The 25,535-nt window shown below is 73.0% G+C and carries 22 protein-coding genes; 7 read left to right on the forward strand and 15 right to left on the reverse strand.

Going from position 1 to position 25,535, the window contains the following annotated elements; genetic code table 11:
- Positions 1-48: 48 nt before the first annotated feature.
- The 5 genes from HC251_RS01935 to HC251_RS01955 all read right to left on the reverse strand — a co-directional run bounded on the left by HC251_RS01935 (position 49) and on the right by HC251_RS01955 (position 4,333).
- Complete coding sequence (locus tag HC251_RS01935) at positions 49-822, reverse strand: succinate dehydrogenase/fumarate reductase iron-sulfur subunit (protein ID WP_219943640.1); 774 nt, start codon at positions 820-822, stop codon at positions 49-51.
- A complete protein-coding gene (locus tag HC251_RS01940; protein WP_219943641.1) occupies positions 819-2,741 on the reverse strand; it encodes a fumarate reductase/succinate dehydrogenase flavoprotein subunit in 1,923 nt (640 codons plus the stop codon). The genes HC251_RS01935 and HC251_RS01940 overlap by 4 nt, the downstream gene beginning before the upstream one ends.
- A gap of 20 nt (positions 2,742-2,761) precedes the next feature.
- Entirely contained in the window at positions 2,762-3,511 is a 750-nt protein-coding gene (locus HC251_RS01945; RefSeq protein ID WP_219943642.1) for a succinate dehydrogenase cytochrome b subunit, read from the reverse strand.
- 194 nt (positions 3,512-3,705) lie between these two features.
- A complete protein-coding gene (locus HC251_RS01950; protein WP_219943643.1) occupies positions 3,706-4,191 on the reverse strand; it encodes a hypothetical protein in 486 nt (161 codons plus the stop codon).
- Complete coding sequence (locus tag HC251_RS01955) at positions 4,160-4,333, reverse strand: hypothetical protein (protein WP_219943644.1); 174 nt, start codon at positions 4,331-4,333, stop codon at positions 4,160-4,162. The genes HC251_RS01950 and HC251_RS01955 overlap by 32 nt, the downstream gene beginning before the upstream one ends.
- A gap of 117 nt (positions 4,334-4,450) precedes the next feature.
- Here HC251_RS01955 and HC251_RS01960 point away from each other — a divergent pair, with 117 nt between their 5' ends.
- Complete coding sequence (locus HC251_RS01960) at positions 4,451-5,251, forward strand: helix-turn-helix domain-containing protein (protein ID WP_219943645.1); 801 nt, start codon at positions 4,451-4,453, stop codon at positions 5,249-5,251.
- Between the two features lie 61 nt (positions 5,252-5,312).
- Here HC251_RS01960 and HC251_RS01965 read toward each other — a convergent pair whose 3' ends face one another.
- Positions 5,313-5,948 carry a GNAT family N-acetyltransferase gene (locus tag HC251_RS01965; protein ID WP_219943646.1) on the reverse strand — a complete coding sequence of 212 codons (636 nt, stop codon included), beginning with the start codon at positions 5,946-5,948 and terminating at the stop codon, positions 5,313-5,315.
- 64 nt (positions 5,949-6,012) lie between these two features.
- Between HC251_RS01965 and HC251_RS01970 the strand changes: the two genes are divergently transcribed.
- The 5 genes from HC251_RS01970 (at position 6,013) to HC251_RS01990 (ending at position 12,278) form a co-directional block, all read left to right on the forward strand.
- Positions 6,013-6,699, forward strand: a complete 687-nt coding sequence (locus tag HC251_RS01970; RefSeq protein WP_219943647.1) for a pentapeptide repeat-containing protein — start codon at positions 6,013-6,015, stop codon at positions 6,697-6,699.
- A 67-nt stretch (positions 6,700-6,766) separates the two neighbouring features.
- Positions 6,767-7,990 (forward strand): TerD family protein, encoded by a 1,224-nt coding sequence (locus HC251_RS01975; protein ID WP_219943648.1) that lies wholly within the window; start codon positions 6,767-6,769, stop codon positions 7,988-7,990.
- Between the two features lie 10 nt (positions 7,991-8,000).
- A complete protein-coding gene (locus HC251_RS01980; protein ID WP_219943649.1) occupies positions 8,001-8,483 on the forward strand; it encodes a hypothetical protein in 483 nt (160 codons plus the stop codon).
- Positions 8,473-9,306, forward strand: coding sequence for a hypothetical protein (locus HC251_RS01985; RefSeq protein WP_219943650.1), 834 nt, complete (start codon positions 8,473-8,475; stop codon positions 9,304-9,306). The genes HC251_RS01980 and HC251_RS01985 overlap by 11 nt, the downstream gene beginning before the upstream one ends.
- Positions 9,303-12,278, forward strand: a complete 2,976-nt coding sequence (locus tag HC251_RS01990) for a calcium-translocating P-type ATPase, PMCA-type (RefSeq protein ID WP_219943651.1) — start codon at positions 9,303-9,305, stop codon at positions 12,276-12,278. The genes HC251_RS01985 and HC251_RS01990 overlap by 4 nt, the downstream gene beginning before the upstream one ends.
- Positions 12,279-12,348: 70 nt before the next feature.
- On the opposite strand, the gene HC251_RS01995 is transcribed toward HC251_RS01990, so the two are convergent.
- The 9 genes from HC251_RS01995 to grpE all read right to left on the reverse strand — a co-directional run bounded on the left by HC251_RS01995 (position 12,349) and on the right by grpE (position 24,716).
- Positions 12,349-13,521 carry a 2'-deoxycytidine 5'-triphosphate deaminase gene (locus tag HC251_RS01995; RefSeq protein WP_219943652.1) on the reverse strand — a complete coding sequence of 391 codons (1,173 nt, stop codon included), beginning with the start codon at positions 13,519-13,521 and terminating at the stop codon, positions 12,349-12,351.
- Positions 13,522-13,541: 20 nt separating this feature from the next.
- Positions 13,542-14,621: a cysteine protease StiP family protein gene (locus HC251_RS02000; RefSeq protein WP_219943653.1), complete on the reverse strand. Its 1,080-nt coding sequence runs from the start codon at positions 14,619-14,621 to the stop codon at positions 13,542-13,544.
- A gap of 130 nt (positions 14,622-14,751) precedes the next feature.
- Positions 14,752-15,996 carry a phosphoribosyltransferase domain-containing protein gene (locus tag HC251_RS02005; protein WP_219943654.1) on the reverse strand — a complete coding sequence of 415 codons (1,245 nt, stop codon included), beginning with the start codon at positions 15,994-15,996 and terminating at the stop codon, positions 14,752-14,754.
- Positions 15,997-16,004: 8 nt separating this feature from the next.
- A complete protein-coding gene (locus HC251_RS02010; RefSeq protein ID WP_219943655.1) occupies positions 16,005-17,150 on the reverse strand; it encodes an HpcH/HpaI aldolase/citrate lyase family protein in 1,146 nt (381 codons plus the stop codon).
- A gap of 29 nt (positions 17,151-17,179) precedes the next feature.
- Complete coding sequence (locus HC251_RS02015; protein ID WP_219943656.1) at positions 17,180-18,640, reverse strand: TerD family protein; 1,461 nt, start codon at positions 18,638-18,640, stop codon at positions 17,180-17,182.
- Between the two features lie 13 nt (positions 18,641-18,653).
- Positions 18,654-19,232, reverse strand: a complete 579-nt coding sequence (locus HC251_RS02020; RefSeq protein ID WP_219943657.1) for a TerD family protein — start codon at positions 19,230-19,232, stop codon at positions 18,654-18,656.
- Between the two features lie 94 nt (positions 19,233-19,326).
- Entirely contained in the window at positions 19,327-22,044 is a 2,718-nt protein-coding gene (locus HC251_RS02025; protein ID WP_219943658.1) for a zinc finger-like domain-containing protein, read from the reverse strand.
- A gap of 55 nt (positions 22,045-22,099) precedes the next feature.
- Positions 22,100-23,761: an Hsp70 family protein gene (locus HC251_RS02030; RefSeq protein WP_219943659.1), complete on the reverse strand. Its 1,662-nt coding sequence runs from the start codon at positions 23,759-23,761 to the stop codon at positions 22,100-22,102.
- Positions 23,762-23,765: 4 nt separating this feature from the next.
- Positions 23,766-24,716: a nucleotide exchange factor GrpE gene (grpE, locus tag HC251_RS02035; protein WP_219943660.1), complete on the reverse strand. Its 951-nt coding sequence runs from the start codon at positions 24,714-24,716 to the stop codon at positions 23,766-23,768.
- A 211-nt stretch (positions 24,717-24,927) separates the two neighbouring features.
- Here grpE and HC251_RS02040 point away from each other — a divergent pair, with 211 nt between their 5' ends.
- Entirely contained in the window at positions 24,928-25,503 is a 576-nt protein-coding gene (locus tag HC251_RS02040) for a TerD family protein (protein WP_219943661.1), read from the forward strand.
- Positions 25,504-25,535 lie beyond the last annotated feature (32 nt).

Here is a 25,535-nt window from a genome sequence, read left to right on the forward strand (position 1 = left end):
CGGCCCGACGCACGGCCTGGCACCGCGTGGGTCGGCGCCGGGATCCGACTAGGTGCGGCTGAGGTTGCGGCGGTTCTTGAGCTTGGACTTCAGGTAGTCCTTGTTCATCACCGCGATGAAGTCGATCGAGATCTCCTTCGGGCAGGCCTCCTCGCACTCACCGTGGTTGGTGCAGGACCCGAAGAACTCCTCCATGGTGTCGACCATGGCCTCGACCCGCTGGTAGCGCTCGGCCTGGCCCTGGGGCAGCAGGTTGAGGTGGCTGACCTTGGCCGCGGTGAACAGCTGCGCCGCCGAGTTGGGGCAGGCGGCCACGCAGGCCCCGCAGCCGATGCAGGCGGCTGCGTCCATGGCGGCGTCGGCGACCGGCTTGGGCACGGGGATGAGGTTGGCGTCGGGGGCGCCGCCGGTCTCGGCGGTGATGTACCCGCCGGCGGCGACGATGCGGTCGAAGGCGCCCCGGTCGACCATCAGGTCCTTGATGACCGGGAAGGCCGTGGCCCGCCACGGCTCGATCACGATCTCGGCGCCGTCGGCGAACTTCCGCATGTGGAGCTGGCAGGTGGCGGTCCCCTTCTGGGGGCCGTGGGCCTGGCCGTCGATCATCAGCGAGCACGTGCCGCAGATGCCCTCGCGGCAGTCGTGGTCGAAGACGATCGCCTCCTTGCCCTCGTTGATGAGGCGCTCGTTCACCAGGTCGAGCATCTCGAGGAACGACATCTCGTCGTTGATGCCGGCGGCGGGGATGGTGTCGAAGCGCCCGGGGGCGTCGGGCCCGTCCTGGCGCCAGACCTTCAGCGTGACGTTGAGGGTGCGGGTCACTTGTAGCTCCGGACGGCGAGGTGGACGTTCTCGAACTCGAGGGGCTCGACGTGGCGGGTCGGGTGGGCCGGATCTCCGGTCCACTCCCAGGCAGCGACGTGGGCGAAGTTGGCGTCGTCTCGCTCGGCCTCGCCCTCCTCGGTCTGGTGCTCGGCCCGGAAGTGCCCGCCGCAGGACTCCTCGCGGGTCAAGGCGTCGAGGCACATGACCTGGGCCAGCTCGAAGAAGTCGTCGACCCGGCCGGCCTTCTCGAGGGTCTGGTTGGTGGATGCGCCCGAGCCCGTGACCCGCAGGTCCTTGCGGAACTCGGCGTGGAGGGCGGGGATCTCCGAGAGGGCCTTCTCGAGGCCCTCCTTGGTGCGCTCCATGCCGCAGTAGTCCCACATGATCTTGCCCAGCTCCATGTGGAAGGAGTCGGGCGAGCGGGTGCCGCCGATGGCGAGGTAGCCGGCGAAGCGCTCGGTGGCCGCGGCCTCGGCCGCCTTGAACTCGGGGTGGTCGGTGGGGACCGGCTGGGTGCCGAGCTGCGGGGCCAGGTAGTTGCTGATCGTGTTGGGGAGGACGAAGTAGCCGTCGGCCAGGCCCTGCATCAGGGCCGAGGCGCCCAGGCGGTTGGCGCCGTGGTCGCTGAAGTTGGCCTCGCCGGTGCAGTACAGGCCGGGCACGGTGGTCATCAGCTCGTAGTCCACCCAGAGCCCGCCCATCGTGTAGTGGACGGCCGGGTAGATCCGCATGGGCTGCTTGTACGGCGACTCGTCGGTGATGCGCTCGTACATCTCGAACAGGTTGCCGTAGCGCTCCCGGATGACGCCCTCGCCGAGGCGGCTGATGGCGTCGGCGAAGTCGAGGTAGACGCCGTTCTTGAGCGGGCCCACGCCCTTGCCCTCGTCGACGACGACCTTGGCGGCCCGGCTGGCGATGTCGCGGGGCGCCAGGTTGCCGAAGCTCGGGTAGCGCCGCTCGAGGTAGTAGTCCCGGTCCTCCTCGGGGATCTGGTCGGGGGGACGGGTCTCGTCGGGGTCCTTGGGGCACCAGATGCGGCCGTCGTTGCGGAGCGACTCCGACATCAGCGTCAGCTTCGACTGGAAGTCGTCGCTCTGCGGGATGCACGTGGGGTGGATCTGGGTGTAGCAGGGGTTGGCGAAGGCGGCGCCCTTGCGGTGCGCCCGCCAGGCGGCGGTGACGTTGCACGCCATGGCGTTGGTCGACAGGAAGAAGGCGTTGGAGTAGCCGCCGGTCGCCAGCACCACGGCGTGGGCCGAGTGGCTGGTGACCTCGCCGGTCAGCAGGTCGCGGACCACGATGCCGGCGGCCCGGCCGTCGACGACGACGACGTCGACCAGCTCGGAGCGGTTGTGCATCTCGACCCGGCCCAGCCCCACCTGGCGCTCGAGCTGCTGGTAGACGCCGAGCAGGAGCTGCTGGCCGGTCTGGCCCCGGGCGTAGAACGTGCGGGAGACCTGGGCCCCACCGAAGCTGCGGTTGTCGAGCAGGCCGCCGTACTCGCGGGCGAAGGGGACGCCCTGGGCGGTCATCTGGTCGATGATCCGCACCGACTCCTCGGCCAGGCGGTACACGTTGGCCTCGCGGGCCCGGAAGTCACCGCCCTTGACGGTGTCGTAGAAGAGGCGGAAGACCGAGTCGCCGTCGCCCTTGTAGTTCTTGGCCGCGTTGATGCCGCCCTGGGCGGCGATGGAGTGGGCCCGGCGGGGCGAGTCGTGGAAGGTGAAGGCCTTCACGTTGTAGCCCTGCTCGCCGAGGGTGGCGGCGGCCGCCCCGCCCGCCAGGCCGGTGCCGACGACGATGATGTCGTACTTGCGCCGGTTGGCCGGGTTCACGAGCTTGCGGTCGAACTTGTAGCTCGTCCACTTGTCGGCGATGGGGCCGTCGGGGATCTTCGAGTCGAGGGTGATCGTCATGGTCGTGGATCCGTCCTCGGTCAGGTGGAGACGATGCCGGCGGTGACGGCGATCGGGAACGAGACGTTGCCCAGCACGATGATGGCGGTGAGGCCGGCGGCGAAGCCCCGGCGCCAGGCGTTGAAGCGGGGGTTGTTCCAGCCCATCGACTGGAACAGCGACCACGTGCCGTGGAACAGGTGGAACCCGAGGGCGATGTTCGCGACCAGGTAGAAGGCCGCGTTCCAGATCCGCCCGAGCGACAGGGCCACGTTCTCGTAGGGGAGGCCCCGCACGTAGTCGTAGCCGGTTCCGGTGAAGGTCAGGTCGAACAGGTGCCAGACCAGGAACAGCCCGACGATGACGCCCGACCAGCGCATGGTGCGGCTGGCGTAGTTGGCGGCCACGTAGTCGCGCTTCGACTGGTACTTCGTGTGCCGGGCGGCCTGGTTGATCCGGGTCAGGGCGTAGGCGGAGTGGATGTGGAGGGCGAAGGCGGCGATCAGCCCGATGCGCATGAGCCACAGGGCGACCGTGCGGGGGAGGATCGGCACCAGCAGCTCCCGCAGGAACTCGCCGTAGTGGTTGAAGTCCTCGGCCCCGAGGAACATCTTCAGGTTCCCGATCATGTGGAAGAAGACGAAGCCGATGATCACGATGCCCGTGAGGGCCATGACGTACTTCTTGCCCACGGCCGACCGGTAGAGCTCGACCGGGAACGGAGCCTTGCGCTTCGCCCGGGGAGCCGTGGCCGAGCCGGAGGATCCCCGGGTCGCGGTGGTGGCAGCCATCGGGTCGGAACCTACCCCCGCCTGCGCAAGAGGGCCGAACCGGAGGGTTGCCGGCCCCTGGTGACGCCCCCGCCCGTCCGCGCCGGGTCCGCGGCGCGACCCACCCCGACGCCACGTCCTGCCGACCCCGGGCCGGCGGCCACCCCTCCCGTCTCGCGAGCGTCGCCCGGGCCGCGTGCCGTCCTGCGGGCCGCTCACGCCGGAAGCGGGATGCCCTCCTGGCGGGCGTACGCGGCACTGCAGGCCTTGGCGCAGAAGCCGAGGGTGGTCCCCTCGTGCTCCAGCGTGATGGCGTGGGCGCCGAGCCTGACCTTCATCCCGCACATCGGGTCGATCACGAGACCATCGGGAAGGTCGGCTTCGCCTGCGTCGCCGGCCCGGAACTCCTCGGTCATGTACGAGACCACGTCGTGCGCGGTCGATGCCGTGCCGTCGAGGCCGATGCTCCCCTCCGCGATCCCCACGACGTTGATCCACACGTCGCCGCCGGCGCGCTGCCATCCGTGTCGGGCGTCGAGGCGGTCGACGCTGCGACCCACCGTGGTGGTCATCCTCGACGAGACCTCCTGTCGCCACGCGTCGGGGACCGACAACGTCACCCACAGCGGAGGCGCGCCGTCGGTCCACCGCCCGTCACCGGTGTGCCAGTCATCGAGCGGCGCGAAGGCGACGTGCACCATGCGCCTGGCTCGTCGCATGGTCGCCTCGACCGTGGGCGCGCCGGGCCCCCCCCGTGATGCCGTCGGTGATGTCGGCCGCAAGGGTCTGCCGGTCCTCGTCGTCAAGGGCGTGGCGCGGGAAGCGGATCTCGATCAGGAACACGGTGCTCCTCCGATGTCGTCGTGGGCGATGCGAGGACCACGCTGGACGGGCATCGGCGGCCTGTCGATGACCACCGTGGTCATGGCCGGGGGCCGTGCGATCCGGCATCCTGCGGGCATGGTGACGCCCATCGCCGACGAGCCCGTCGGCGTGCTCATCCGCCGATGGCGGGAGCGTCGGCGGCGCAGCCAGCTCGAGGTGGCCCTGGCGGCCGGGAGCTCGTCTCGCCACGTGAGCTTCATCGAGACGGGGAAGGCCACCCCGAGCCCGGCGATCATCGAGCGGCTCTGCGACGCACTGGAGGTCCCGCTGCGAGACCGCAACGCCTTCCACCTCGCGGCGGGGTTCGCCCCCCGCCACCGCGAGCGACCGCTCCGGGACCTCGGTGCTGCCCGCGACGCGATCGACCTGGTGCTGACCGGGCACCTGCCGAACCCTGCGTCGGCGGTGAACGTCCGCTGGGAGCTGCTCGCCGCCAACCGGACGATGCAGCTCGTGCTCGGGGAGATCAGCGACCACCTGAGGGGGCCGCCCCTCAACGTGCTCCGAGCCACGATGCACCCCGACGGTCTGGGGCCGCGGATCCGGAACTACGAGCAGTGGCGATCTCACCTCGTCGCCCGGATCCGCCGTCAGCTCGAACGGACGGGCGCGGACGGTCTGAGCCAGCTGCTGGAGGAGATCAGCGGCTACCCCGCGCCCGTCGAGGGTCAGCTCCATCGGTCCGGCTCCGGGGAGCAGGATCACGACCAGGACCTCGTCGTGCCGCTCGTCCTCGCCTCGCCGAACGGTGACCTCCGATTCGGCTACGCCCTCACCGTGTTCGGTGCCCCGCGGGACGTCACGCTCGACGAGATCGCGATCGAGACCTTCTTCCCGACCGACGAGACCACCGCGAGCTTCGTCCGGTCGCTGTGAGCGGGACCCGGCGGGCCGTGACGACACGTGGGGGAGCCGACCAGGGCGCCACGGGCCCCGATCAGGTCCTCGTCGCTCCTGGCGCGCCGACCGGCTGGGTGCGGGTCCAGACCAGGTGACGGCCGCAGTCGGCCGGGGCCCGGGGACGGTCCGAGTCCACCACGGCGGCGAGGTCGTACCCCAGGCGGCGGGCCACGGCGGCGCTGGACGCGTTGGCCGGGTCGCAGCGGATCTCCACCCACCGGACGTCGTCCAGGGCCAGGGCCAGGTCGGTGAGGTGCCCGACGATGCGCGTCATGAGGCCCCGGCCGGTCGCCGCCACGTGCAGCCAGTACCCGATCTCGACCGACCCCGGCGTCCCGCGGTCGTGGAGCCCGACCCCGCCGAGGACCGCCCCGGGCGCGGCGTCGAGCTCCCCACGTCCGCCGTCCGCGCCCAGCCGTCCCGACGGGGCATCGGCGGGGGCGAAGATCCCGTACAGGGCCTCGCCGCCGTCGGCGGCGCGGGCGGTCGTCTCGACGACGAACCGGGCGAAGGCGGCCTCGGTGGCGAGGTCGGGCGTGGCCCACACCATCCACGGCTGGAGGTGGTCGAGGCTCTCGACCACGGCGACGGTGAGGGCGGGGACGTCGGCCGCCGTCCACCGACGCAGGACGACGGCGCCGAGGTCGATGGTGTCCGGCGGGCGGGGCTGCACGCCCCCATCCCACCACCTGCCCCGGCCTCGGGCGACGCTCGTCTCACCGCCCTACGGTGCGCCTGTGGCCAGGGCACGCTGGGACGGGTGGGGCGACGAGCGGTTCGCCGACCTCCCGGTCGACGACGGGGCGGAGATCGCCGACGGTGACCTCCGGACCGGTGTCGTCCTCGACGTCTCGGCCGTGGTCGACGGGGTGGCCGACGACGTCGAGCTCGCCGAGGTGCGGATCGAGGGGGGTGGCCTGGTGGGGGCGACCCTGACCGACCTGCGCCTGGTCGACAGCCTGGTCGTCGGGGCCGACCTGGCCGGCGTGCGCTGGCCGGGGGTCCTGGTGCAGCGGGTCGAGCTCCGCGACGCCCGCCTCACGGGGGCCGACCTCACCGACGCCCGCCTCGACGGGGTCCGGTTCCGCCGCTGCCGGCTCGAGAGCGCGGTGCTCGCCGACGCCCACCTCCGCGACGTCCGCTTCGAGGAGTGCGACCTGACCGACGCCTTCCTCGGGGGGGCCCGCCTCGACAAGGTGGCCTTCGTGGGGTGCGACCTGTCCCAGGTCGACCTCGACCGGGCCCACCTCGACGGCGTCGACCTGCGGTCGTCCGCCATCGCCCGGGTGACCCGGCTGGGGGACCTCCGAGGGGCGGTGGTCGACGCCGCCCAGGTCGCCGCCGTGGCCACCCGGCTGGCCGAGCAGGTCGGTCTCGTGGTGGCCCCCGACCGGGCCGAGGAGCCAGCCGACACCTGGGCTTGAGCGCGGTCAGGACCGCACCGGTGCCTGGTACGGTGGCGGCCCGCACCGGTTCGGACGACGGGGATGCATGGAGCTCGTCAGAGGTCAGCGCGCCAGGGTCGACCAGCTCACCGCCGCGACCACGCTGGACATCGGCGTCACCGTCGTCGGGCCGTCGACCTACGACGTCAGCCTGTTCACCCTGGACGCCGCCGGCACCCTCGCTGACGACGCCTACCTCGTCTTCTACAACCAGACGGCATCCCCCGACGGCTCGCTGCGGGTCGTCCCCCGGCCCGACGGGGCCGACTTCACCGTCGACCTGGCCGCCGTCCCGGCCTGGGCCGAGCGGCTGGTGCTGACCGTGGCCATCGACGGCGACGGGACGATGGCCCAGCTGACGAGCGGCACCGTCGTGATCCGGGCCGGCGGCCAGGAGGTCGCCCGCCACGCGACCACCGGGGCCGACTACGCCGGCGAGCGGGCGCTCATGCTCGTCGAGCTCTACCGCAAGCAAGGTTGGCGCCTGGCCGCGGTGGGCCAGGGCTTCGAGGGGGGCATGGCCGCCCTGGTCCGCCACTTCGGCGGCGAGGTCGACGACGCGCCGGCGCCGGCCGCCGCTCCACCCGCGGCGGCGCCACCGCCGGCGCCGCCGTCACCCCAGGCGCCGCCGTCACCCCCGGCGGCCCCGGCTCCCGCCGCGCCGCCGGTGAACCTCGGGAAGGTCACCCTCGACAAGGGGCGGGTGTCGCTGGCCAAGAACCAGACCGTGTCGCTGGCCAAGGGGGGCAAGCCCGTGCTCGGGCAGCTGGGCATGGGCCTGGGCTGGGACCCGGCCCGCGCCGGGGCGGGGATCGACCTCGACGCGTCGTGCATCACCTTCGACGCCGCCGGCGAGAAGCTCGACCTGGTGTGGTTCGTCGCCAAGGAGGGCGCCGGCGGCGCCGTCCGCCACAGCGGCGACAACCTCACCGGCGAGGGCGAGGGCGACGACGAGGTCATCACCGTCGACCTGGGGCAGGTGCCCCCGGAGGTCGACGTCCTGCTCTTCACCGTCAACAGCTACAAGCGCCACCCGTTCACCGAGGTCGACAACGCCTACTGCCGGCTCTTCGACCTCGGGACCGGGGAGGAGCTGGTCAACTTCGCCCTCACCGGCTCCGAGCCCCGCACCGGCGTCTACATGGCTGCGGTCCTCCGCAGCGGCCCCGGGTGGGACATGACCGGGATCGGCGTCTTCCAGGACGGCCGCACCGTGCGGGAGATGGTCGGCCCCGCCAAGGCCGTGCTCGCCGGGTTGGACCGCACGTGACGGTGCGCCGATGAGCGAGCGCGGCCGAACCCGGATCAGCTGGCACTTCACCGAGGACACGGTGTTCAGCCCGGGGTTCTGGTACCGGGACTGGGGCGACCCGGTGAACGAGGCGATCATCACCCTCACCCAGGCCGTGTCGATGGCCGACACCCCGATGTGGTGCATCCACGAGCACGGGTTGGTGCTGCGCCGGATCGTCGTCGCCGCCGAGAGCCTCCTCGACGACCTCGACCAGGCCCTGAGCCACGACTTCGACGAGCCCCGCCCGGTCGCCGCCGACTCGCCGCTGGCCGGCACCGTCCTGGCCGCCTACCGGTCGCTGCACCACGCCTACATCCTCCTGGTCGACGCCCTGGTGGAGTGTCGCAAGGGGCGCCTCGAGCGGGACCTGCGGGCCCAGCGCGACGAGGCCGCCGACCTGTGCCTGGTGATGGCCGACGCCTACAACACCACGCTCCACCTGCGCCGGCGGCTCCCCGATGAGATCTGAGCGGGCCACGCCGGTGCGGCCGGTCGTCCTGGCCGACCTCGACGGCACGCTCATCCACTCGCGGCGGCGCGTCCCCGAGCCCGACGGCCACCTCGTCGTCGAGGTCTACGAGGGCCGCGACGTCGGGTTCATGACCCCCGAGGCGTGGGACCTCCTGGCCGAGGTCCAGCAGCGGGGCTACCTCGTCCCGGCCACCGCCCGCACGATCCGCCAGTTCTCCCGCATCCGGTTCCCGCAGCCGCCGCGCGTCGCCGTCCTGGCCGGGGGCGCCATCGTGTGGGTCGACGGTGAGATCGACCCGGTCTGGGACGCCGCGGTCCAGGAGCGCCTGGACGCCACCGGCGCGTCCGTCGCCGAGGTGGCCGCCGCCCTGGGCGAGATGCCCACCACCGAGGAGCCCCGCATCGGCGACGACCGCTTCGCCTACGTCCGGGTCGCACCCGAGGCCGACGTCACCGGGTTCACCGCCTGGTGCGCGGAGAGGGGGTGGCGCGTGGTGCACCAGGACGGTCGGATCTACTGCCACCCCGAGGGCCTGTCGAAGGTCTCGCCGCTGGCGCGCGTCGCCGAGCTGGTCGGGTCCGAGCCCGCCATCGCCCTCGGCGACGGGCTGATGGACGCCGAGCTGCTGTCCGCCGTGCCCGTGGCCCTCACCCCCGCGGAGGGACCCCTCTGGATGTCAGGCTGGAGGCAGGGAGCCAGCGTCGACGGTTTCGGCCCCGCGTCCACCACACTTCTCCTGGCCGCCGTCCTCGATTCGATCTCGCACCACCCCTCACCCCTCGACCCGCCGCCGGCGGGTCCGACCAAGGAGCACCATTGACTGCTGATCCCGCCGACCCGGCGGTGACCACCGCGAAGGAGCCGGGGCCGTCCGCGCCCACCGGCACCCCCTCGCCCGACGGTCTCGGCACCGAGCTCGACCTCTCCACCGTCGACCTGGCGAACGGCCTCACCGACGCCGGCGTCGAGGAGAGCCGTCGCACCCACGGGACCAACGCCTTCGCCCCCCTCCCCACGAAGTCCTGGGTGGACTTCTTCAAGGAGGCGCTGATGGACCCCATGGTGCAGATCCTGATCGTCTGCGCCGCCATCGCCATCGTCGTCGGCGTCATCGAGCAGGACCCCGTCGAGGGCATCGCCATCATCTGCGCCATCGCCGTGGTCACGGCCGTGGGCGTGCGCAACCAGCTCAAGGCCCAGCGCGACTACACCGCCCTCGACGCCCAGTCCTCGGCGATCCAGATCCGGGTGATCCGCGGCGGCCGGGTCGTCGAGATCGAGGCCTCCGACCTGGTGGTCGGCGACGTCCTGGAGCTCAACACCGGCGACGTCTCGCCGGCCGACGTGATCTTCGCCAAGGGCGCCGAGGTCCTCGTCGACGAGAAGCACATCACCGGTGAGCCCGACGCCACCAAGCACATCGAGGACACCATCTACGCCGGGAGCCGGATCCTCGACGGGTCGGGCAAGGCCGTCGTCGGCGTGGTCGGCGACAAGACCCTCCTGGGCGGCATCCGGTCGAAGCTCAGCGCCGACCGCGAGGTCACCCCGCTCGAGGAGCGCCTCGAGGTGCTGGCCGGCCGCATCGGCCGCATCGGCATGGCGGCCGCCGCCTTCACCGCCGCCGCCCTCATCGTCGGCGGGCTCATCCGGGGCGAGTACGTCCACGACGGCATCACGACCAGCTTCGACTTCGGGTTCAACGGCGACACCGGCGAGCTGGTCCTGTTCGCCGCCACCGCCGCCTTCACCATCATCGTGGTGGCCGTCCCCGAGGGCCTCCCGCTGGCGGTGACGCTGGCGCTGTCGTACACGACCCGGAAGATGGCGACGGAGTCGATCCTCGTCCGGGAGCTGCCCGCCTGCGAGACCATGGGCGCCGGCACCATCATCTGCACCGACAAGACCGGCACCCTGACCGAGGGCTCGATGAGCCTCGCCTACCTCTGGGTGGGCGGCGAGGAGCGGGAGATCGAGGGGGCCGAGCGGACCGCCGAGCTCGACGAGATCGCCCGTCGGGCCCTCACCGGCTTCGCCATCAACTCCAGCGTCGACCTCGCCCGCGACGACGACCCGCCCCACACGGTCCGGGTCCTGGGCAACGCCACCGAGGGCGGCATCCTCAAGTGGCTCGACCCGGAGGGCCAGGACTACCGGGTGATCCGGGACCAGGCCGACATCCGCGAGCGCCGCGAGTTCAGCTCGTCCCGCAAGCACATGGCCACCCTGGTCCACGAGGACCGGGGCCCCGTCCTCTACGTGAAGGGCGCCCCCGAGATCGTCCTCGGCATGTGCTCGGCGCTGGCCACCACCGGTGACATCGACGCCGAGACCACCCCCCTCGACGAGGAGGGCAAGGGCGCCATCGTGGCCCTCGTCCGCGAGTACGCCGCCCGCGGCTACCGCACGCTCGGCATCGCCTCCCGGCGCGCCCCCGAGGGCCAGAAGATCGACGACGTCGACGAGGACCTGGTGTTCCAGGCCCTGTTCGTCCTGTCCGACCCGATCCGCACCGAGGTGCCCGAGGCGGTGGGCAACTGCCAGAAGGCCGGCGTCAAGGTGATGATGATCACCGGTGACATCCCCGAGACGGCGGGCGAGATCGGCCGCCAGGCCGGGATCGTCACCTCGCTCGACAACGTCGTCGAGGGCAGCGAGTACCGGACCTGGACCGACGACAAGATCCGCGAGGTCTACGCCGCCGGGAAGATGGAGGCGCTGGCCCGGGCCCTGCCCGAGGACAAGGAGCGCCTGGTCACGATCCTCCAGGGCGAGGGCGAGGTCGTCGGCATGACCGGCGACGGCGTCAACGACGCCCCCGCCCTCAAGAAGGCCGACGTCGGCTTCGCCATGGGCTCGGGCTCGCAGGTCGCCCGCGAGGCGTCCGACGTGGTGATCGTCGACGACAACTTCGTGTCCACCGTCTCGGCGATCCGCTGGGGCCGCAGCGTCTTCGAGAACCTGCGCAAGTTCGTGCAGTTCCAGCTCACCGTGAACGTGGTGGCCCTGCTCACCGCCTTCTTCGGGGCGCTGCTCGGCTTCGGCACGCCGCTGACCGCCGTGCAGCTGCTGTGGGTGAACCTGATCATGGACTCCTTCGCCGCCCTGGCCCTGGCGCTCGAACCGCCCACCGACAAGCTGTTCGAGCAGAAGCCCCACGGCCGGACCGAGCCCCTCATCTCCCGGCAGATGTGGCTCAACATCCTGGGCTCGGGGCTGCTGATGTTCGCGGTGATGATGGGCGTGCTGTTCACGCCCGGCACCTTCGGCCTCAAGGACGGCGACGACGCCGGCCTCCGCGCCGATGCCACGAGCCACGTCCAGGACGTCGTGGCCGACCCGGACCACGCCGACTTCGAGGACTTCGACGACGACGGTGACGGTGCGATCACCGGCGACGCCAGCAACCCCGAGAGCGAGCTCGGACGGGCCATCGACCAGGAGGCCGACCGACGGGCGGACGTGTACCGGGACTCGTTCCTGTTCAACACCTTCGTGTGGCTCCAGGTTTTCAACGCCTTCAACGCCCGCTCGATCCGCGCCGACCGGACGCCGTTCGCCAACCTGCGGAACAGCACCTCGTTCATGGCGATCATCGGCATCATCGCCGTGTCCCAGGTGGTGATCATGTTCATCGGCGGCTCGGTGTTCTCGATCGTCCAGATCGACGGCGCCGAGTGGGCCAAGAGCCTGCTGATCGGCCTGTGCATCATCCCCATCGGCTTCGCCATCCGGGCCCTCGGCCGGGCCGTCGGCACCCACCACAGCACCCTGCTCAACACCGATCCCTGACCGCCCCGATCTCGGCCCGGACGTGCACCGCAACGGTGCACGTCCGGGCTGGGTTCGGCCGGCGGACCGTTCAGCGGACCTCGGACAGCAGGCTCATCTGGCCCAGGGTCGAGTGGTCCCGCTCGAAGTGCTTGCTGAGCATGGCGACCTGGCCCTGGTAGTTCGACCCGGTGTCGCGGCCGTAGAGGAACGTCGGCGGCGTCCGGACCGTCTCGTAGGTGAGCTTGCAGACGGGCTGGCCCTGCTCGACCATGAACGGCACGTCCCGGGCCCGGACCTCGAGCACGGCCCGGCTCCCCGGGGGACCGTCGGCGGTGGGGTGGCCGAACCCGGGGTCGAAGAAGCCGGCGTAGTGCGAGCGCAGCTCACCGGCCGACTCGGCGTAGGCGCTCATCTCCGAGGCGAAGGTCGCCGGGATGCGCACCGCCTCCATCGAGATCAGCAGGTAGAAGTCGTCGGGCTCGAGCACGACCCGGGGCTCGTCGTGCTCCCGGAACACCGGCTCCCAGAAGTCGCGGACCCGGTGGACCCCGATCTGGGTCAGGTCGAGCACCTGGGAGTTGCGCCGGGCGCGGTAGCCGACGACGCCGTCGTCGTCGCCCTCCAGGTCGAGGGTCAGGAACAGCCCGTCGTGGACGACCATCCGCCCGTCGGGGATCTTGTGGCTGCGGGCGTCGTAGACCATGGGTTCGACGTTGTGCCGCTCGATCAGCTGCTGGTCGGAGACGGCGGTCTCGCCCACGGCCATCCGCAGCTGGTTGAGGCTCATGCCCTGCTGGATGCGCACGGCGAAGGTCCGGGACACGACCTCCAGGTAGAGCGGACCCCGGTAGCCGGCGGGGATGTCGTCGAAGCGGTGGTTCCGGTCGGTGATGACCCGGGTGAAGACGTCGACCCGCCCGGTCGAGCTCTTGGGGTTGGCTCGGGCCCGCACCGTGGCCGGCAGCTCGAGCCGCTCCATCAGCGGGATGAGGTAGGGCCGCCCGGGCTCGAGGACGGCTCCGGCGGAGATGTCGACGGTCTCCAGCCGGTAGTCCTCGAGCTTGCTCCTCACGCTCTCGCGGTCGGGGAGGAAGCTGCACCGCATCCGGTGGGCCTCGGCCCCGAGGCGGAGGTCGAGGCTGGCGGGCTGCACGTTGGCCTGGGGGATCGGCGAGCGGGCCCTGACCACGCCCTCGTCGATCGCCCGGAGGACGTCCTGGTAGGGCAGCACCCCGGGCGCCGTCCAGTCGTCCTCGGCCATCGCGGGACCCTAGACCAGGCTCAGTCGCCGCTGATCAGGCCGCAGCTGCTGTAGGGCATGTCCTCGTAGCGCTCGACGGGGACGTCGCGCTCGGCGGCCAGCTGGAGCAGGTGGGCGACGTCGTCGCCCGCGTCGCGGACGAGGAGGCGCTCGGGCTTGCGGCGCAGGAGCACCCGGGTCGACTCGCCCACGCCCGGCTTGATGCGGTTGGGGTCGGCGATGCCGAACCGATGCCCGATCTCGGTCACCGCGGCCCAGCCCGACCACGTCGGCGGCTCGACGGGCGCGGCCGCCGCCTCCCGGGCCGAGGCCACCAGGGCGTCGTCGACCTCGGCGTGCACGGTGTCGACGAAGCGGCGCGAGACGTCGCGCCCGGCCAGCTCCGGGTACTCCTTGGCGCCGTGGAAGTCGTCGGGCCCGATCAGGTCGTCGCGCAGGACGGTGCGGCTGACCAGCCCGGAGACGGTCGAGTTGAGGCAGGCGCTGGGGATGAGGAAGTCGTCGCGGGAGCCGGGGATGGCGGCGCACCAGCCGGGGTCGGTGACGACCGCGAGGCGGGGGTCGAGGCCGGCCTCGGCGGCGGCCTTGTCGAGCTCGCGCTGGATGGCGCCCTTGCCCGTCCACCCGTCGATGAACTGGAGGGGGCGTCCGGGGTGGTGCTCGCCCAGCCACCGCACGGCGACCGGGTCGAGCCCCCGGTCCCGGATGATGGACACGCTGTAGTGGGGCAGGTCGAGCCCGGCCGTCGCCAGGAGGTAGCGGCGCACCAGGATGCCGACCGGCGTGCCCGCCCGGGCCAGCGACACCAGCACCACGTCGTCGCCCCGGAGGGCGCGGATCCGCTCGGCGGCGACGGCCACGCCGTGGGCGGTGCGGCGGGCGCCCCGCAGCAGGGCGGCCTCGAACATCTCGAAGTACTCGGGCGTGGGCTCGTACTCGATCGGCAGGTACTCGCTGTAGTGCCCGCCCCGGCGGAGGTGGGCCTCGCGCTCCTCGAGGCCGGTCTCGAGCTGCCGGTCGCTCAGGTCGGTCAGCAGGAAGGTGACGTCCTCCACCGGGTACGACCCGAACGGGACCGGAGGCGTGGGCAGCCCGCTCATCGACCCCTCCTCGAACCTTGTCCGGAAGTCATCCTCTGTGGCGGGGTTCCGGACAACGTTCGGCGGCGGCGTCCCAACCTTGTCCGGAAGTCATCCTCTGTGGCCGGGTTCCGGACAAGGTTCGCGGGGGTCATCGGAGCACCAGGAGGTGGACGTGGTCGCTGGCCCGGCCCAGGGCCACGAGCATCGGGTGGTCGGGGGCGACGGGGACGTCGCTGACGACCACGACGTCGTCGACCCGGTCGTCGCCCAGGTTGTAGACGAAGCGGTCGCCGGCCAGGCCGTCGACGGCGGGGAACCGGGACCGGTCGTGGATCGGGTAGCCCGGCCCCGTGGCGGGGACCACCGGGCTGCGGGTCGTCGAGCGGGTCACCGCCCCCGGGCCGAGGTGGAGCCCGACGAGGGCCGGCACGTACATCAGCTCCTCGACGCCGAGGACGAGCACCCGGGGGCCGCGCCGGGCCGCGGCCAGAGGCACCACCGCCTCGGCGACGCGCTCGTCGAGGGTGGCCTGGTGGTCGGTGGTCCACCCCCGGCGCGCGGTGGGGGGCCCGAGGTCGAGCTCGGTCGTCGTCACCCGTGGGGGCGGGGCCGGGTCGGCGTCGGCGAAGGCGGGCAGCGGCGGGGCCTCGCCCACCTCGGCCTCGGCATCGAGCAGGGACACGACCTCGATGGCGGAGCCCAGCCGCTCGGCGGCGTCGTCGAGCCGGGCCCGGTCCTCGGCCGACCGCCAGTCGACGAGGGTGGCCAGCACGTAGCGGTCGCGGGGCCGGACGGCGTGCACGGCCTCGACCAGGCTGAGGGCCGTCGAGCCGGTGGTCATCTCGTCGTCGACGATGACGACCGGCGCGGCGTCGTCCAGGAACCCGGGGTCGTCGTGGTGGACCTCGTGGTCGACGGCGTGCGAGTGGGCCTCGACGCACCGCACGATCGGCGTCCCCGCCGGCCGGCGGGTCGTGTGGGACAGCGGCCCGGGCCCGAGCCGCCGGCGCACGGCGTGGCCCAGGGCGGTGGCGGTCTCGGCGAAGCCGATGACGCTGGCCCGCACCGCGGCGCGCGGGTGGGGGGCGACGTCCGCCGGCGTGAGGTCCTCGCCGGCCAGGGCGGTCCGCAGCCGGTCCTCGTCGGCGGTCGGGTCGGTGCCGCCGAGGGTGGCCTCGACCCGGGCCCCGAGGGCCATGCCGCCGGCCAGCAGCGTCGCCGGCGCCACCGAGAGGTGCTTGCCGAGGATCGTCGACACGAAGAGCACCTGGCGCTTGGGGTTCTGGCGCCGCGCCACCCGGATCAGGTCGTCGGCGGTGAGGCCGGCGACGCCGCCGGGCCGGACGCGCACGGTCACCGCGGGCGCGGGCGGGGTGCCGAGGGTCGTGGGCACGGGAGGCCTCAGCCGCCGAGCAGCGAGACGAAGCTGTGGCCCTCGGCCAGCACGCCGAAGGCGCTCGCCCGCCGCTGCACCTTGGTGGCCCACAGGCGGTGGGGGGCGCCCTCGTTCATCTTGTTGGAGAAGGCCGACTTCCGGGCCCCGCCGGTGTTGGTGGCGACGACCTGCTCGGCGTCGCTCCACTCCTCGAACGAGACCGCCTGCAGGGCGTTGACGACCGGGATGTGCGACGGGTGGATCACCGTCTTGCCCCACAGCCCGTTGGCCTGGTCCTTGAGGACCTCCTTGATCAGGCCGTCCATGTGCTGGGCGAGGAGCTGGCCGCGGAGGGCCGGGGCCTCGTCCTCCTCACCGAAGAGCGACTCCCGCAGCTGGGGCTTCCAGATGCGGAGGTCGCGGGTGAAGTACTCCCACACCGGCCCGGCGAGGGCGATGCCGTCGTGGTCGCGACCGAGGATGTTGACCATGTCGGCGATGGCCCCGGCCACCGGCCCGATGTCGTAGATCGTCTGGTCCGCCCGGCGGCGGACGCCGAAGTACCCGCACAGGTCGCTGCCGCCGACGCGGACGGCGGGCACCCGGTGGCGCTCGACGGCGAGCACGGTCCGCAGGGCGACGAGCTCCTCGACGCGGGTCTCGGCCGCCACCGCCTGGCGGCTCTCGATGATGGGCATGGCCATGAGCTGGTGGCCGACCAGCGAGCTGGACACGTCGAGGGCCTCGAACCAGGTGCTGGAGGTGGCGGCGGTGAACTTGGGCAGGCAGACGCCGACCAGGGCGGCTCCGTCGGCGCCGAGCTGCTCGGCGATGGCGACGAGGTGGGCGGGGGCGCGGGGGCGCAGGAACAGGAGGGGGAGGTCGTCCCACCCCTCGATGGCCAGCTGGCGGAACCAGGTCGTGACGTTGCGCTCGGCCTCGGCCACGTCGTCGTCGCTGATCGAGTCCTCGAGGCAGACGACCGCGGAGACGGCGCCCAGACGGGCCGCGCTGCGGAGCTTGCGCGACAGCTCGACCTCGATCGACGGCGTGTAGAGGGTGCCGCCGAGGCCGGCACCGATCATGGCGGGGGTGTCGGTGGCGGCGATCCCGAGCGGCGGCTGGTACCAGAGGCCGTCGTCGGTGTCGGGGAAGGGGTTGCGGGGCGGCATGGGGGGTGCCTCCTCATCGGGGTGGGAGGTCAGTCCTTGCTGCCGGCGCGCCAGTTGAAGCCGAAGGCGTAGTAGTTGTCGGCCTCCTCGGCGTGCCGGAAGTACCGCTCCTCCTTCTGGATCACCACCTGGTCCTCCTTGGTGGTGATGAGGGCGACGGCGCAGAAGGTCCGGTTGGCGTCGGGGTTGTCGAGGACGATCTGGGTGAGCTGGCCGTCCTGGTCGAGGATGCTCAGGTACCCGCCGACGCTCATGAAGTCGGGGGCCCCCTCGTAGATCATGGCGAAGACCATCACCCGGGCCAGGTGCTCGGGCTGGGTGAGGAAGAGGTTCTCGCCGTCGGCCGCCCCGCCGCTGCGGTCGTCCTTGTCGAGGTGGATCCACGGCGGGCCGTGGGGCGAGCCGAAGTTCCCCCCGAGGGGCTGGATCACGCTCTTGCGCCCGTCCTTGAGCTCGAACATGCACCCCAGGTCCAGGTCCGGGGCCGAGCTGCGGCCGCTGAGGAACCCGCGCCGCTTGCCGCTCGACGCCTGCCAGTTGAGGTTGATGTGGATGGGCCGCGACCCGGCGCCCTTCTTGAGGCTGACCGAGCGCTGCTCGCCCTGCTTGGACAGGGTGACCTTGCCCAGGTTGACCGCCGGCGCAGGGGCGGCCGCGGCGGGCGGCGGGGCGGCGGCCGGCGGGGGAGCAGCCGCGGGGGGTGGGGCGGCGGGCGGTGGTGCGGCGGCGGGGGGCGGCGCGGCCCCTCCGAACGGTCCCGACGGCGGGATCGACGTGGGGGGCGGCATCGCCGGCGGCGGTGCGGCCGGCGGTGGGCCCGGCGGGGCGGCGGGGGGCGGTGCGACCGGCGGTGGCGCCACGGGGGGCGGTGCGGCGGGGGGCGGCGCCGGGGGAGGAGCGGCAGGTGGCGGTGGTGCGGCGGGTGACGGTGGTGCGGCGGGCGGCGGTGGGGCCGCAGGGGCGGCGCCGGGGATGGCGGCCGCCCCGTAGGAGGCCAGCAGGGCGGGCATGCCGTCGTTGAAGCCGTCGCCCCGGGCCGCCACCCTCCATTCATCCTTGACGTACAGCTCCGTCGCGATGATCGCCCGCTCGCCCGAGAAGTCGGAGCCGGAGAACGGGAAGGTCATGACCTCGCCGCCGCCGACGGCCGAGATCCGCACCTGGCCCGACCCGAGCGAGGAGTACGGCTGGCCGCTCCCCCCGACCACGATGGCCAGGCGCTGGCCGGCGGGCAGCTGGGCCAGGTCGATCCAGAACACCCCCGTGTCACCGTCCTTGGCGCCCTGCCAGACGATGAACCCTCCGCCCCCGGTGGGGGCGTGGGCGCCCACCACGGACTGCGGGTCGACGACCTTCTGGTCCGGGCCCAGCACCAGGCACAGCACGGTGTCGCTCTCGTGGCCGCCGCCGGTGACCCGGACGCCGACCTCGATCTGCTGGCTCGGCGTGAGGGCCGACAGCTTCGACTTCTGACCCCTGGTGAACTGCACGCCGCCGTCCGCGTCAGCCGACGTTGATGCCGTAGCTCTGGGCCAGTGGGCCCAGGCCACCGGTGTAGCCCTGGCCCACGGCCCGGAACTTCCACTCGGCGCCGTGGCGGTACATCTCGCCGAAGATCATCGCCGTCTCGACCGAGGCGTCCTCGGAGAGGTCGTAGCGGGCGATCTCGGTGCCGTTCTCGTCGTTGACGACGCGGATGAAGGCGTTCTCGACCTGGCCGAAGTTCTGGCCGCGGGCCTGGGCGTCGTGGATGGTCACGGCGACGACGAGCTTGTCGACGTCGGGCGGGACCGAGTTTACCGCGACCTTGATGGCCTCGTCGTCACCCTCGCCCTCGCCGGTGAGGTTGTCGCCGGTGTGCTCGACGGAGCCGTCGGCGCTCTTGAGGTTGTTGTAGAAGATGAAGTCCGAGTCGGACCGCACCCGGCCCTCGGCGCTCAACATGAAGAGGCTGGCGTCGAGGTCGAAGTCGGCCCCGTCGGTCGAGCGGGTGTCCCACCCCAGGCCGATCAGGATGCGGTTGAGGCCGGGGGCCTCCTTCGACAGGGAGACGTTCCCGCCCTTGCTCAGCGACACGCCCATGGTCCGTGCCCTCCTTGTATCGACGATGTCGGGCGGACCTTAGTGGGAGGATCGGAGCCCCGTTCCTCGGGGCGCCCCCAGGGGGAGGGGTCCCTCAGAGCGACGCCCGGGCGGCGTCCGACCAGCCCGGGACCGGCACCCGCTGGCCGTCGATCCGGCCCGCCGCCAGCACCAGGACCTGGAGCGGAGCGGTGGTGACGCCCGGCGGTCGCCACCCCCCGTGGATGTCGTAGGCGGTGTTGGTGGTGCGGCTCTCGGTCACCCCGGGACCCCCGGGCTCCACCGGGTCGGCGCCGGTCGACCAGTGGATGACGGCCTCGGTGCACCCGGCGGGCCAGTCCCACCGGACGATGGGCCCGGTGGCGTCGACGTCGACCCGGACCCGCTCGACCTCGGCCACCCCCGGGTGGGCGACGGCCGGTCCCACGACGTTGTGGCCGCGGACAGCGTGGACGGGCACGTACCACCGGGGCCCGCCGTCGGCGGCGTCGAAGGCCCTGCCGTCCCGCCCGGCGAGGGCGCCGCCCAGGTCCCGTCGCCCGGCGTCGTCGAGGTCGGTTCCGGGCGTGACCGTCGGCGCCGTGCCGGCCCGCAGCACGACGACGTCGACCCCCGGCCCGGGGTCGGGCACGGTGACGGTGATCGACCGCGCACTGGGCTGCACGGTCGGCGCCGGCGGCGCGCCGGGCACGGCGAAGGCGTCGGCCTCGACCGAGGCCACCGCCGAGCGGGTCGCCGGCGACGTGGCCGTGGCCGGGTACTCGACCTGCACGTCGTAGCGGTAGTGGGTGCCGGTGCGCACGGCGCTGTCGAGCACCCCGGTGGGGCCGCCCCGCAGCTTGCGGGTCATGGCGCCGGGTGCGTCGGGCTCGCTCCGCTCGACCCACACGTCGCCGGTCCGCACCGTCCGCCAGCGCAGCTCGACGGCGCCGTCGTGCTCGACGGCCTCCAGCCCGGTCACGGCGGGGGCGTGGACGACGGGCTGGGACCGGGCCTCGGGGGCGGTGACGCCGAGCCGGGCGGCCACGACGGCGTAGGTGACGGGCTCGCCGGCGGGCGGGCCGGCATCCTCCAGGGCGGTCGCCGTGGTCCGTCCCAGCGGGGTCGAGGACCCACCCGACCGGTCGATGGTGCGGGCCACCCGGTACTCGACCGGTCCCGGGGAGGCCGACGGCGACCAGTGCACGGTGATGGCCGCCCCGGTCCGCTCGGCGACGACGCCGGTGGCCGGCTGGACACCGACGTCGGCCAGGGCGGTGGCCACGGCCGAGGCCCCCGGGAAGCGGTCGAGCACGGCGAGCAGGGCCCGCTCCCGCTCGGCGCCGTCCTCGGCCCCGGCGGCGGTGGCGACGGCGGCCTCGACCTCGGCGTCCAGGGCGTCGAGGCGGGCCGCGGCGGCGGCGAGGGTCGTGCCGTCGGGGGCGGGCCGGTCCGAGGCGATCCGGCCCAGGCTGGTGAGGTAGCGGCGGGCGTCGTCGACCCGCCGCTCGTCGAGGGCGAGGGCGAGGTTGGCCCAGGCGTCGTCGGCGGTCCGACCGACCGACTCGACCTGCTCGCGCAGGCGCACCAGGTCGGGCAGGTCCTCGCCCCACGCGGCGGCGTCGTGGATGCGCTCGGCGGCGGCGGCGAGGCGCCCGGCCTCGAGGTCGGCGGCGGCCCGCCCGAGGTCCTCGGCGGCCTCGTCGTAGGCCCGGAGGTCGAACCGGCAGGACCCGCAGCGCACGTCGCTGCGGGCTGCCGTCGTGCCGCACCGGGGGCAGCTGCGGTAGAGGTCGCCGCCGCAGCGCGAGCAGGTGGTGACGTGGTCGTGGCGGGTGTTGGTCGCGTTGCAGGTCGCGCAGACGACGTAGTCCGCGATCGAGCCCACGTCGATGGGGGCGTGCAGGGCCCGGGCGACCTCGACGACGAGGTCCCGGGCCGCGCCGGGGTCGAGCCCGGCCGACACCGCCTCCCGCGTCAGGCGCTCGGACTCGGCCGCGCTGACGCGGTCCTCCAGCAGGACGGCCGTCTCGATGGCGGGGCGGATCTGCTCCCGCACCCCCTCCTCGATCCCGGCCAGGTAGCGGCGGGGGTCGCCGCGGACGAGGAGGGTCTCGGACAGGGCCAGCAGCTCGTCGACGACGGTGCGGAGCCGGTCGTGGCGGCGCTGGCGGTTGCGGGCGTCGATGGCCTCCCGCCGGGCCTCGATGGCGTCGGTCGGGGCCCCGACGGGCAGGCCCAGGAAGTCGTAGAGGGTGCGGTGGGCGCCACCGTCGCGGTCGAGCCGCTCGAGCTCGGCCAGGAGGGCCGCCACCTGCTTGCGCTGGGCGGCGGGGACGGGCTCGACGCCGTCGTCGCGGTCTTCGATCAGGGTGCGGTCGGCCAGGCGGGCGTCGATCTGGGCCGCGGTGATGCCCTCGAGGGCGGCGAGGGAGCGGAGCCGGTCCAGCCGGTCCCGGGGGATCCCGCCGTGGCGGCGCTCGAGGGCGTCGAGCAGCTCGTCGACCCGGGCGGCGGCGGCCGCGTCGGCGGACGCCGAGGCGCCCTGGACCCGGGCCCGGGCCTCGGCCCGCCGGCCGGGGTCGAGCAGCTGGGATGAGATGGCGTCCTGCTGGTCCAGCAGCGACGCGACCAGGCCCTTGTAGCGGGGGCTCGACCGTTCCTTGCGCCAGAAGGCGATCACCTCGCCCATCCGCTGGCGGATGAGCTCCTCGTCGTCGACCGACGGGTCGAGGCCCACGACCGCGAAGGGGTCGCTGACGTCGTGCTCGCCCCGGTCGAGCAGCGGCTTCAGGATCTCCTTGCGGTACGAGTTCGCGTCGAACGCCGTCATCGCTCACCGCGGACACGGATGGTGCCAGGCACCATCCGTGTCCCGTCCCGGGGGGTCACATCGACGGCTTGCGCAGGTCGACGTCGCCCTTCTCGGAGGCGATCGTCTCGGGGCTGAGGGCGGCTCCCGTCTCGACCCGGAGGTGGAGGGGCTCGTCCATGGCCACGTGGCGGCCGGTCACCTCGAGGGTGCCGTCGCTGCCCATGGCGAAGGTGACCTCGACGGCGGCGCCCTTCTTGTGGCCCGGCGGGATGCCGGTGATCGAGCCCGAGATCAGCAGGGAGTTGTCCTCGGGGTCCTCGGACTCCTCGCTGCCGCCCTGCTCGAAGACGTCGATCTGCACCTCCGACTGGTCGTCGACGACGGTGTAGAAGGTGTCGGTCACCACCAGCGGCAGGTTGTCGTTGCGGTGCGTGAGGAACGACGCCGTCGTCTTCCCGTCCGACCCCTGGATCAGGAGCCCGAAGCCGCGGGAGCAGACGTTCTGCACCTGGGTGCCGACCAGGTCCGAGACCACGTCGCTGGGCAGTCCGTAGCTCTCGGCCGCGTCACCGATGACCTTGCTCAGGTCGACGCTGTCGGCGTCGTCGATGGACTGGCCCTCGGCCAGCTTGCCCTGGGCGACCAGGTCGTCGATCACGACCTGCTCGATCTCCTTCTTCTGGCCGTAGATGGCGGCGCCCTTGGCCACCGCCAGGTCGGGGTCGGCCAGCTGCGGGTCGAAGCCGAAGTCGGCGCGCAGCCGCTCGGCCACGACGGGCATCTTCGACGAGCCGCCCACGAGGAGGACCCGGTCGATGGTGGTGACGCCGCGGGCCTCGGCCGCCTTGGTGACCGCCCGCGTGAGCTGCATCGTGCGGGTCAGCAGGCTGGCGGTGAGCTGCTCGAGCTCGGCGCGGGTCACGGTGATGTTGGCCCGGTGCCCGGCGTGGACGACCAGCACGTCGGTCGAGTCCCGGTTGGTGAGGTTCTGCTTGGCCTCCTCGGCGGCGGAGATGAGGTCCTGGGCGCCGTAGGAGTCGTCGAGGGGGTCCTCGGCGTCGGGGCACTCCTCCATGAAGCGCTCCGACAGGTGGGTCGCCAGGCGGGCATCCCAGTCGGCGCCCCCCAGCTCGTGGTCGCCGTCGGTGGTGATCACCTTGATCTTGCGCTCGGACAGCTCGATGACGGTGACGTCGAAGGTCCCGCCGCCGAGGTCGTACACCAGCACCGTCTCGGCCTCGGTGCCCTGGCTGGCGAACCCGTAGGCGAAGGCGGCGGCCGTCGGCTCGTTGATGATGTCGACGACGTTCATGCCGGCGTACTCACCGGCCAGCTTGGTGGCCTTGCGCTCCTCGTCGCCGAAGTAGGCGGGGACGGTGATGACCACGTCGGTGACCGGCTCGCCGGTCTGGCGCTCGACGTCGCCGGCCAGGGCCTTGAGGATGAAGGCGCTGATGGCCGGGGCCGACCACTCCTTGCCCTGGGCCGAGAACCGCCACTCGTGGTCGCCCATGCTGCGCTTGACGAGCGAGGCCACGTTGTCCGGGTTGATCCGGGCCTGGCGCTTGGCCTGCTTGCCCACGACCACCTGGTCGTCGGTGTCGAACAGCACCACCGACGGGGTCGTGGGCTCGTTGTCGAGGTTGGTGAGGACCTCGGGGCGGCCGAAGCGGTCGACCCGCGAGATGCACGAGTACGTCGTGCCCAGGTCGATGCCGTAGACGGTGTTGGCCATCAGGTCACTCCTCGGAGGGGGTGTCGTCGTCGGGTGGGGGTGGGGCGGCGAAGACCTCGACCTCGGCCGGGCGGAAGGCCCGGCCCTCGTCGTCGGCGAACCCGGGTCGGCGGACCGAGGCGATGGTGCCCGGCTCGCCGTCGGTCGAGGCGACCCGGCCGACCCCCTGGTGCCGGGTGGCGTCGAGGGGGTCGCCCACCGCGGGGGTGAACGGCGTCAGGCCCCAGCGGGCCAGCGTGTCGATCAGGCGCGACCCGACCAGCTCGAGGTCGGCGCGGGCCTCGGGGTGGCAGGCCGAGGTGAGCTGGGCCACCTCGTCCGACAGCCGCACCAGGTCGCGCAGCATCGGGCGGGTGGCCGACGCCAGCTCGCCGGCCCGGAGCCGCTGGTTCTCGCCGTGGAGCTCGGCCACGTGCTCGTCGGCCCGGCGGGTGAGGCGCACCAGCTCCTCGACGCTGCGCTGGAGCCCGGCCAGCCCCGTGCTCACCGTCTCCTCCCGGGCCGTGGCGGCCAGGTCGGGCAGGAGCGAGTCGACGCCCTCGCGGACCCCGGTGATGTCGGCCCGGGCCCCGGCGACCTCCTCGAGCAGGGGAGCCAGGTCCCCGTCGCCGGCGGACGGCTCCTCCGGGGTCGGTGGTGCGTCCTCGGGGGGCGTGGGGGCGGCGTCGCCGACGGGCTCGCCCGCGGCGCCGCCGCGGGACCCCGTGACCTCGGCGACGAGCACGGCGTCGGGCTCACCGGTGGGGACCTCGGTCTCGGGATCGGTGGCCGGAGCCGGGTCGGGCGCGCCGGCGCCTTCGTCGCCGGTCCCCGTCGCCTCGGCCACCAGGACGGCGTCGGGCTCGCCGGTGGGGACGTCGTCGGTCCCTCCCGGGGCACCGTCCGGCGGGGCGGCCGGGGTGGGCTCGGTCTCGGCGTCCTCGGGGCTCGGACCAGGCGCAGCGGCGTCGGACACGGCCGGAAGTGTACGCACGCCCTGTCGCGCTCGGTCCTCGGGGTGCGGCGCCGGGTCGGTCCGTCGCGACCGAGGTCGGGGGTGGTCGACGGGGTGAGGGGTGGGGTCACCGGACGACCGACCCGGCGAAGGGGGCGCTGGTAGGGTCCGCCCCCGCGCCGCTCGATGGACGGGCGGTCACCTCGAGCGCATCCCTTCGGAGGACGAACCCATGGCTGTTTCGCTGAGCAAGGGCGGCAACGTCTCGCTGTCGAAGGAGGCCCCGGGCCTCACCGACATCGTCGTCGGTCTGGGCTGGGACGTCCGGGCCACCGACGGCACCGACTTCGACCTCGACGGCAGCGTGTTCCTCGTGAACGCCGAGGGCAAGGTCCGCTCCGACGCCGACTTCATCTTCTACAACAACCTCAAGTCGGCCGACGGCTCCGTCGAGCACACCGGCGACAACCGCACCGGTGCCGGCGAGGGCGACGACGAGCAGGTCAAGGTCAACCTGGTGAGCGTGCCGGCCGACGTCGACAAGATCGTCGTGGGCGTCACCATCGACCAGGCCGACGCCCGGGGCCAGAACTTCGGCCAGGTGTCCAACGCGTTCATCCGCGTGCTCAACGGCTCGGACCAGAGCGAGATCGCCCGCTACGACCTCTCCGAGGATGCGTCGGTCGAGACCGCCATGGTCTTCGGCGAGGTGTACCGCAACGGCGACGAGTGGAAGTTCCGGGCCGTCGGCCAGGGCTTCGCCGGTGGCCTGGGCCCGCTGGCCCAGAGCTACGGCGTGAACGTCTGAGCCTTCCGACGCTGACAGCCCTCGGGGGCGTC

Origin of the sequence: Iamia sp. SCSIO 61187, from assembly GCF_019443745.1 — a bacterium.
GTDB lineage: Bacteria > Actinomycetota > Acidimicrobiia > Acidimicrobiales > Iamiaceae > Iamia.

What these genes read in the sequence shown, in the direction of transcription:
- HC251_RS01950 (WP_219943643.1), bottom strand. Translation starts at nt 4,191, where the DNA reads ATGGTGCACGTCGCCTTCGCGCCGCTCGATGACTGGCACACCGGTGAC.
- HC251_RS02000 (WP_219943653.1), bottom strand. Translation starts at nt 14,621, where the DNA reads ATGAGCGGGCTGCCCACGCCTCCGGTCCCGTTCGGGTCGTACCCGGTG.
- HC251_RS01980 (WP_219943649.1), top strand. Translation starts at nt 8,001, where the DNA reads ATGAGCGAGCGCGGCCGAACCCGGATCAGCTGGCACTTCACCGAGGAC.
- HC251_RS01995 (WP_219943652.1), bottom strand. Translation starts at nt 13,521, where the DNA reads ATGGCCGAGGACGACTGGACGGCGCCCGGGGTGCTGCCCTACCAGGAC.
- HC251_RS02010 (WP_219943655.1), bottom strand. Translation starts at nt 17,150, where the DNA reads ATGCCGCCCCGCAACCCCTTCCCCGACACCGACGACGGCCTCTGGTAC.
- HC251_RS01960 (WP_219943645.1), top strand. Translation starts at nt 4,451, where the DNA reads ATGGTGACGCCCATCGCCGACGAGCCCGTCGGCGTGCTCATCCGCCGA.
- HC251_RS02025 (WP_219943658.1), bottom strand. Translation starts at nt 22,044, where the DNA reads ATGACGGCGTTCGACGCGAACTCGTACCGCAAGGAGATCCTGAAGCCG.
- HC251_RS01975 (WP_219943648.1), top strand. Translation starts at nt 6,767, where the DNA reads ATGGAGCTCGTCAGAGGTCAGCGCGCCAGGGTCGACCAGCTCACCGCC.
- HC251_RS02030 (WP_219943659.1), bottom strand. Translation starts at nt 23,761, where the DNA reads ATGGCCAACACCGTCTACGGCATCGACCTGGGCACGACGTACTCGTGC.
- HC251_RS01985 (WP_219943650.1), top strand. Translation starts at nt 8,473, where the DNA reads ATGAGATCTGAGCGGGCCACGCCGGTGCGGCCGGTCGTCCTGGCCGAC.
- HC251_RS02020 (WP_219943657.1), bottom strand. Translation starts at nt 19,232, where the DNA reads ATGGGCGTGTCGCTGAGCAAGGGCGGGAACGTCTCCCTGTCGAAGGAG.
- HC251_RS02040 (WP_219943661.1), top strand. Translation starts at nt 24,928, where the DNA reads ATGGCTGTTTCGCTGAGCAAGGGCGGCAACGTCTCGCTGTCGAAGGAG.
- HC251_RS01945 (WP_219943642.1), bottom strand. Translation starts at nt 3,511, where the DNA reads ATGGCTGCCACCACCGCGACCCGGGGATCCTCCGGCTCGGCCACGGCT.
- HC251_RS01940 (WP_219943641.1), bottom strand. Translation starts at nt 2,741, where the DNA reads ATGACGATCACCCTCGACTCGAAGATCCCCGACGGCCCCATCGCCGAC.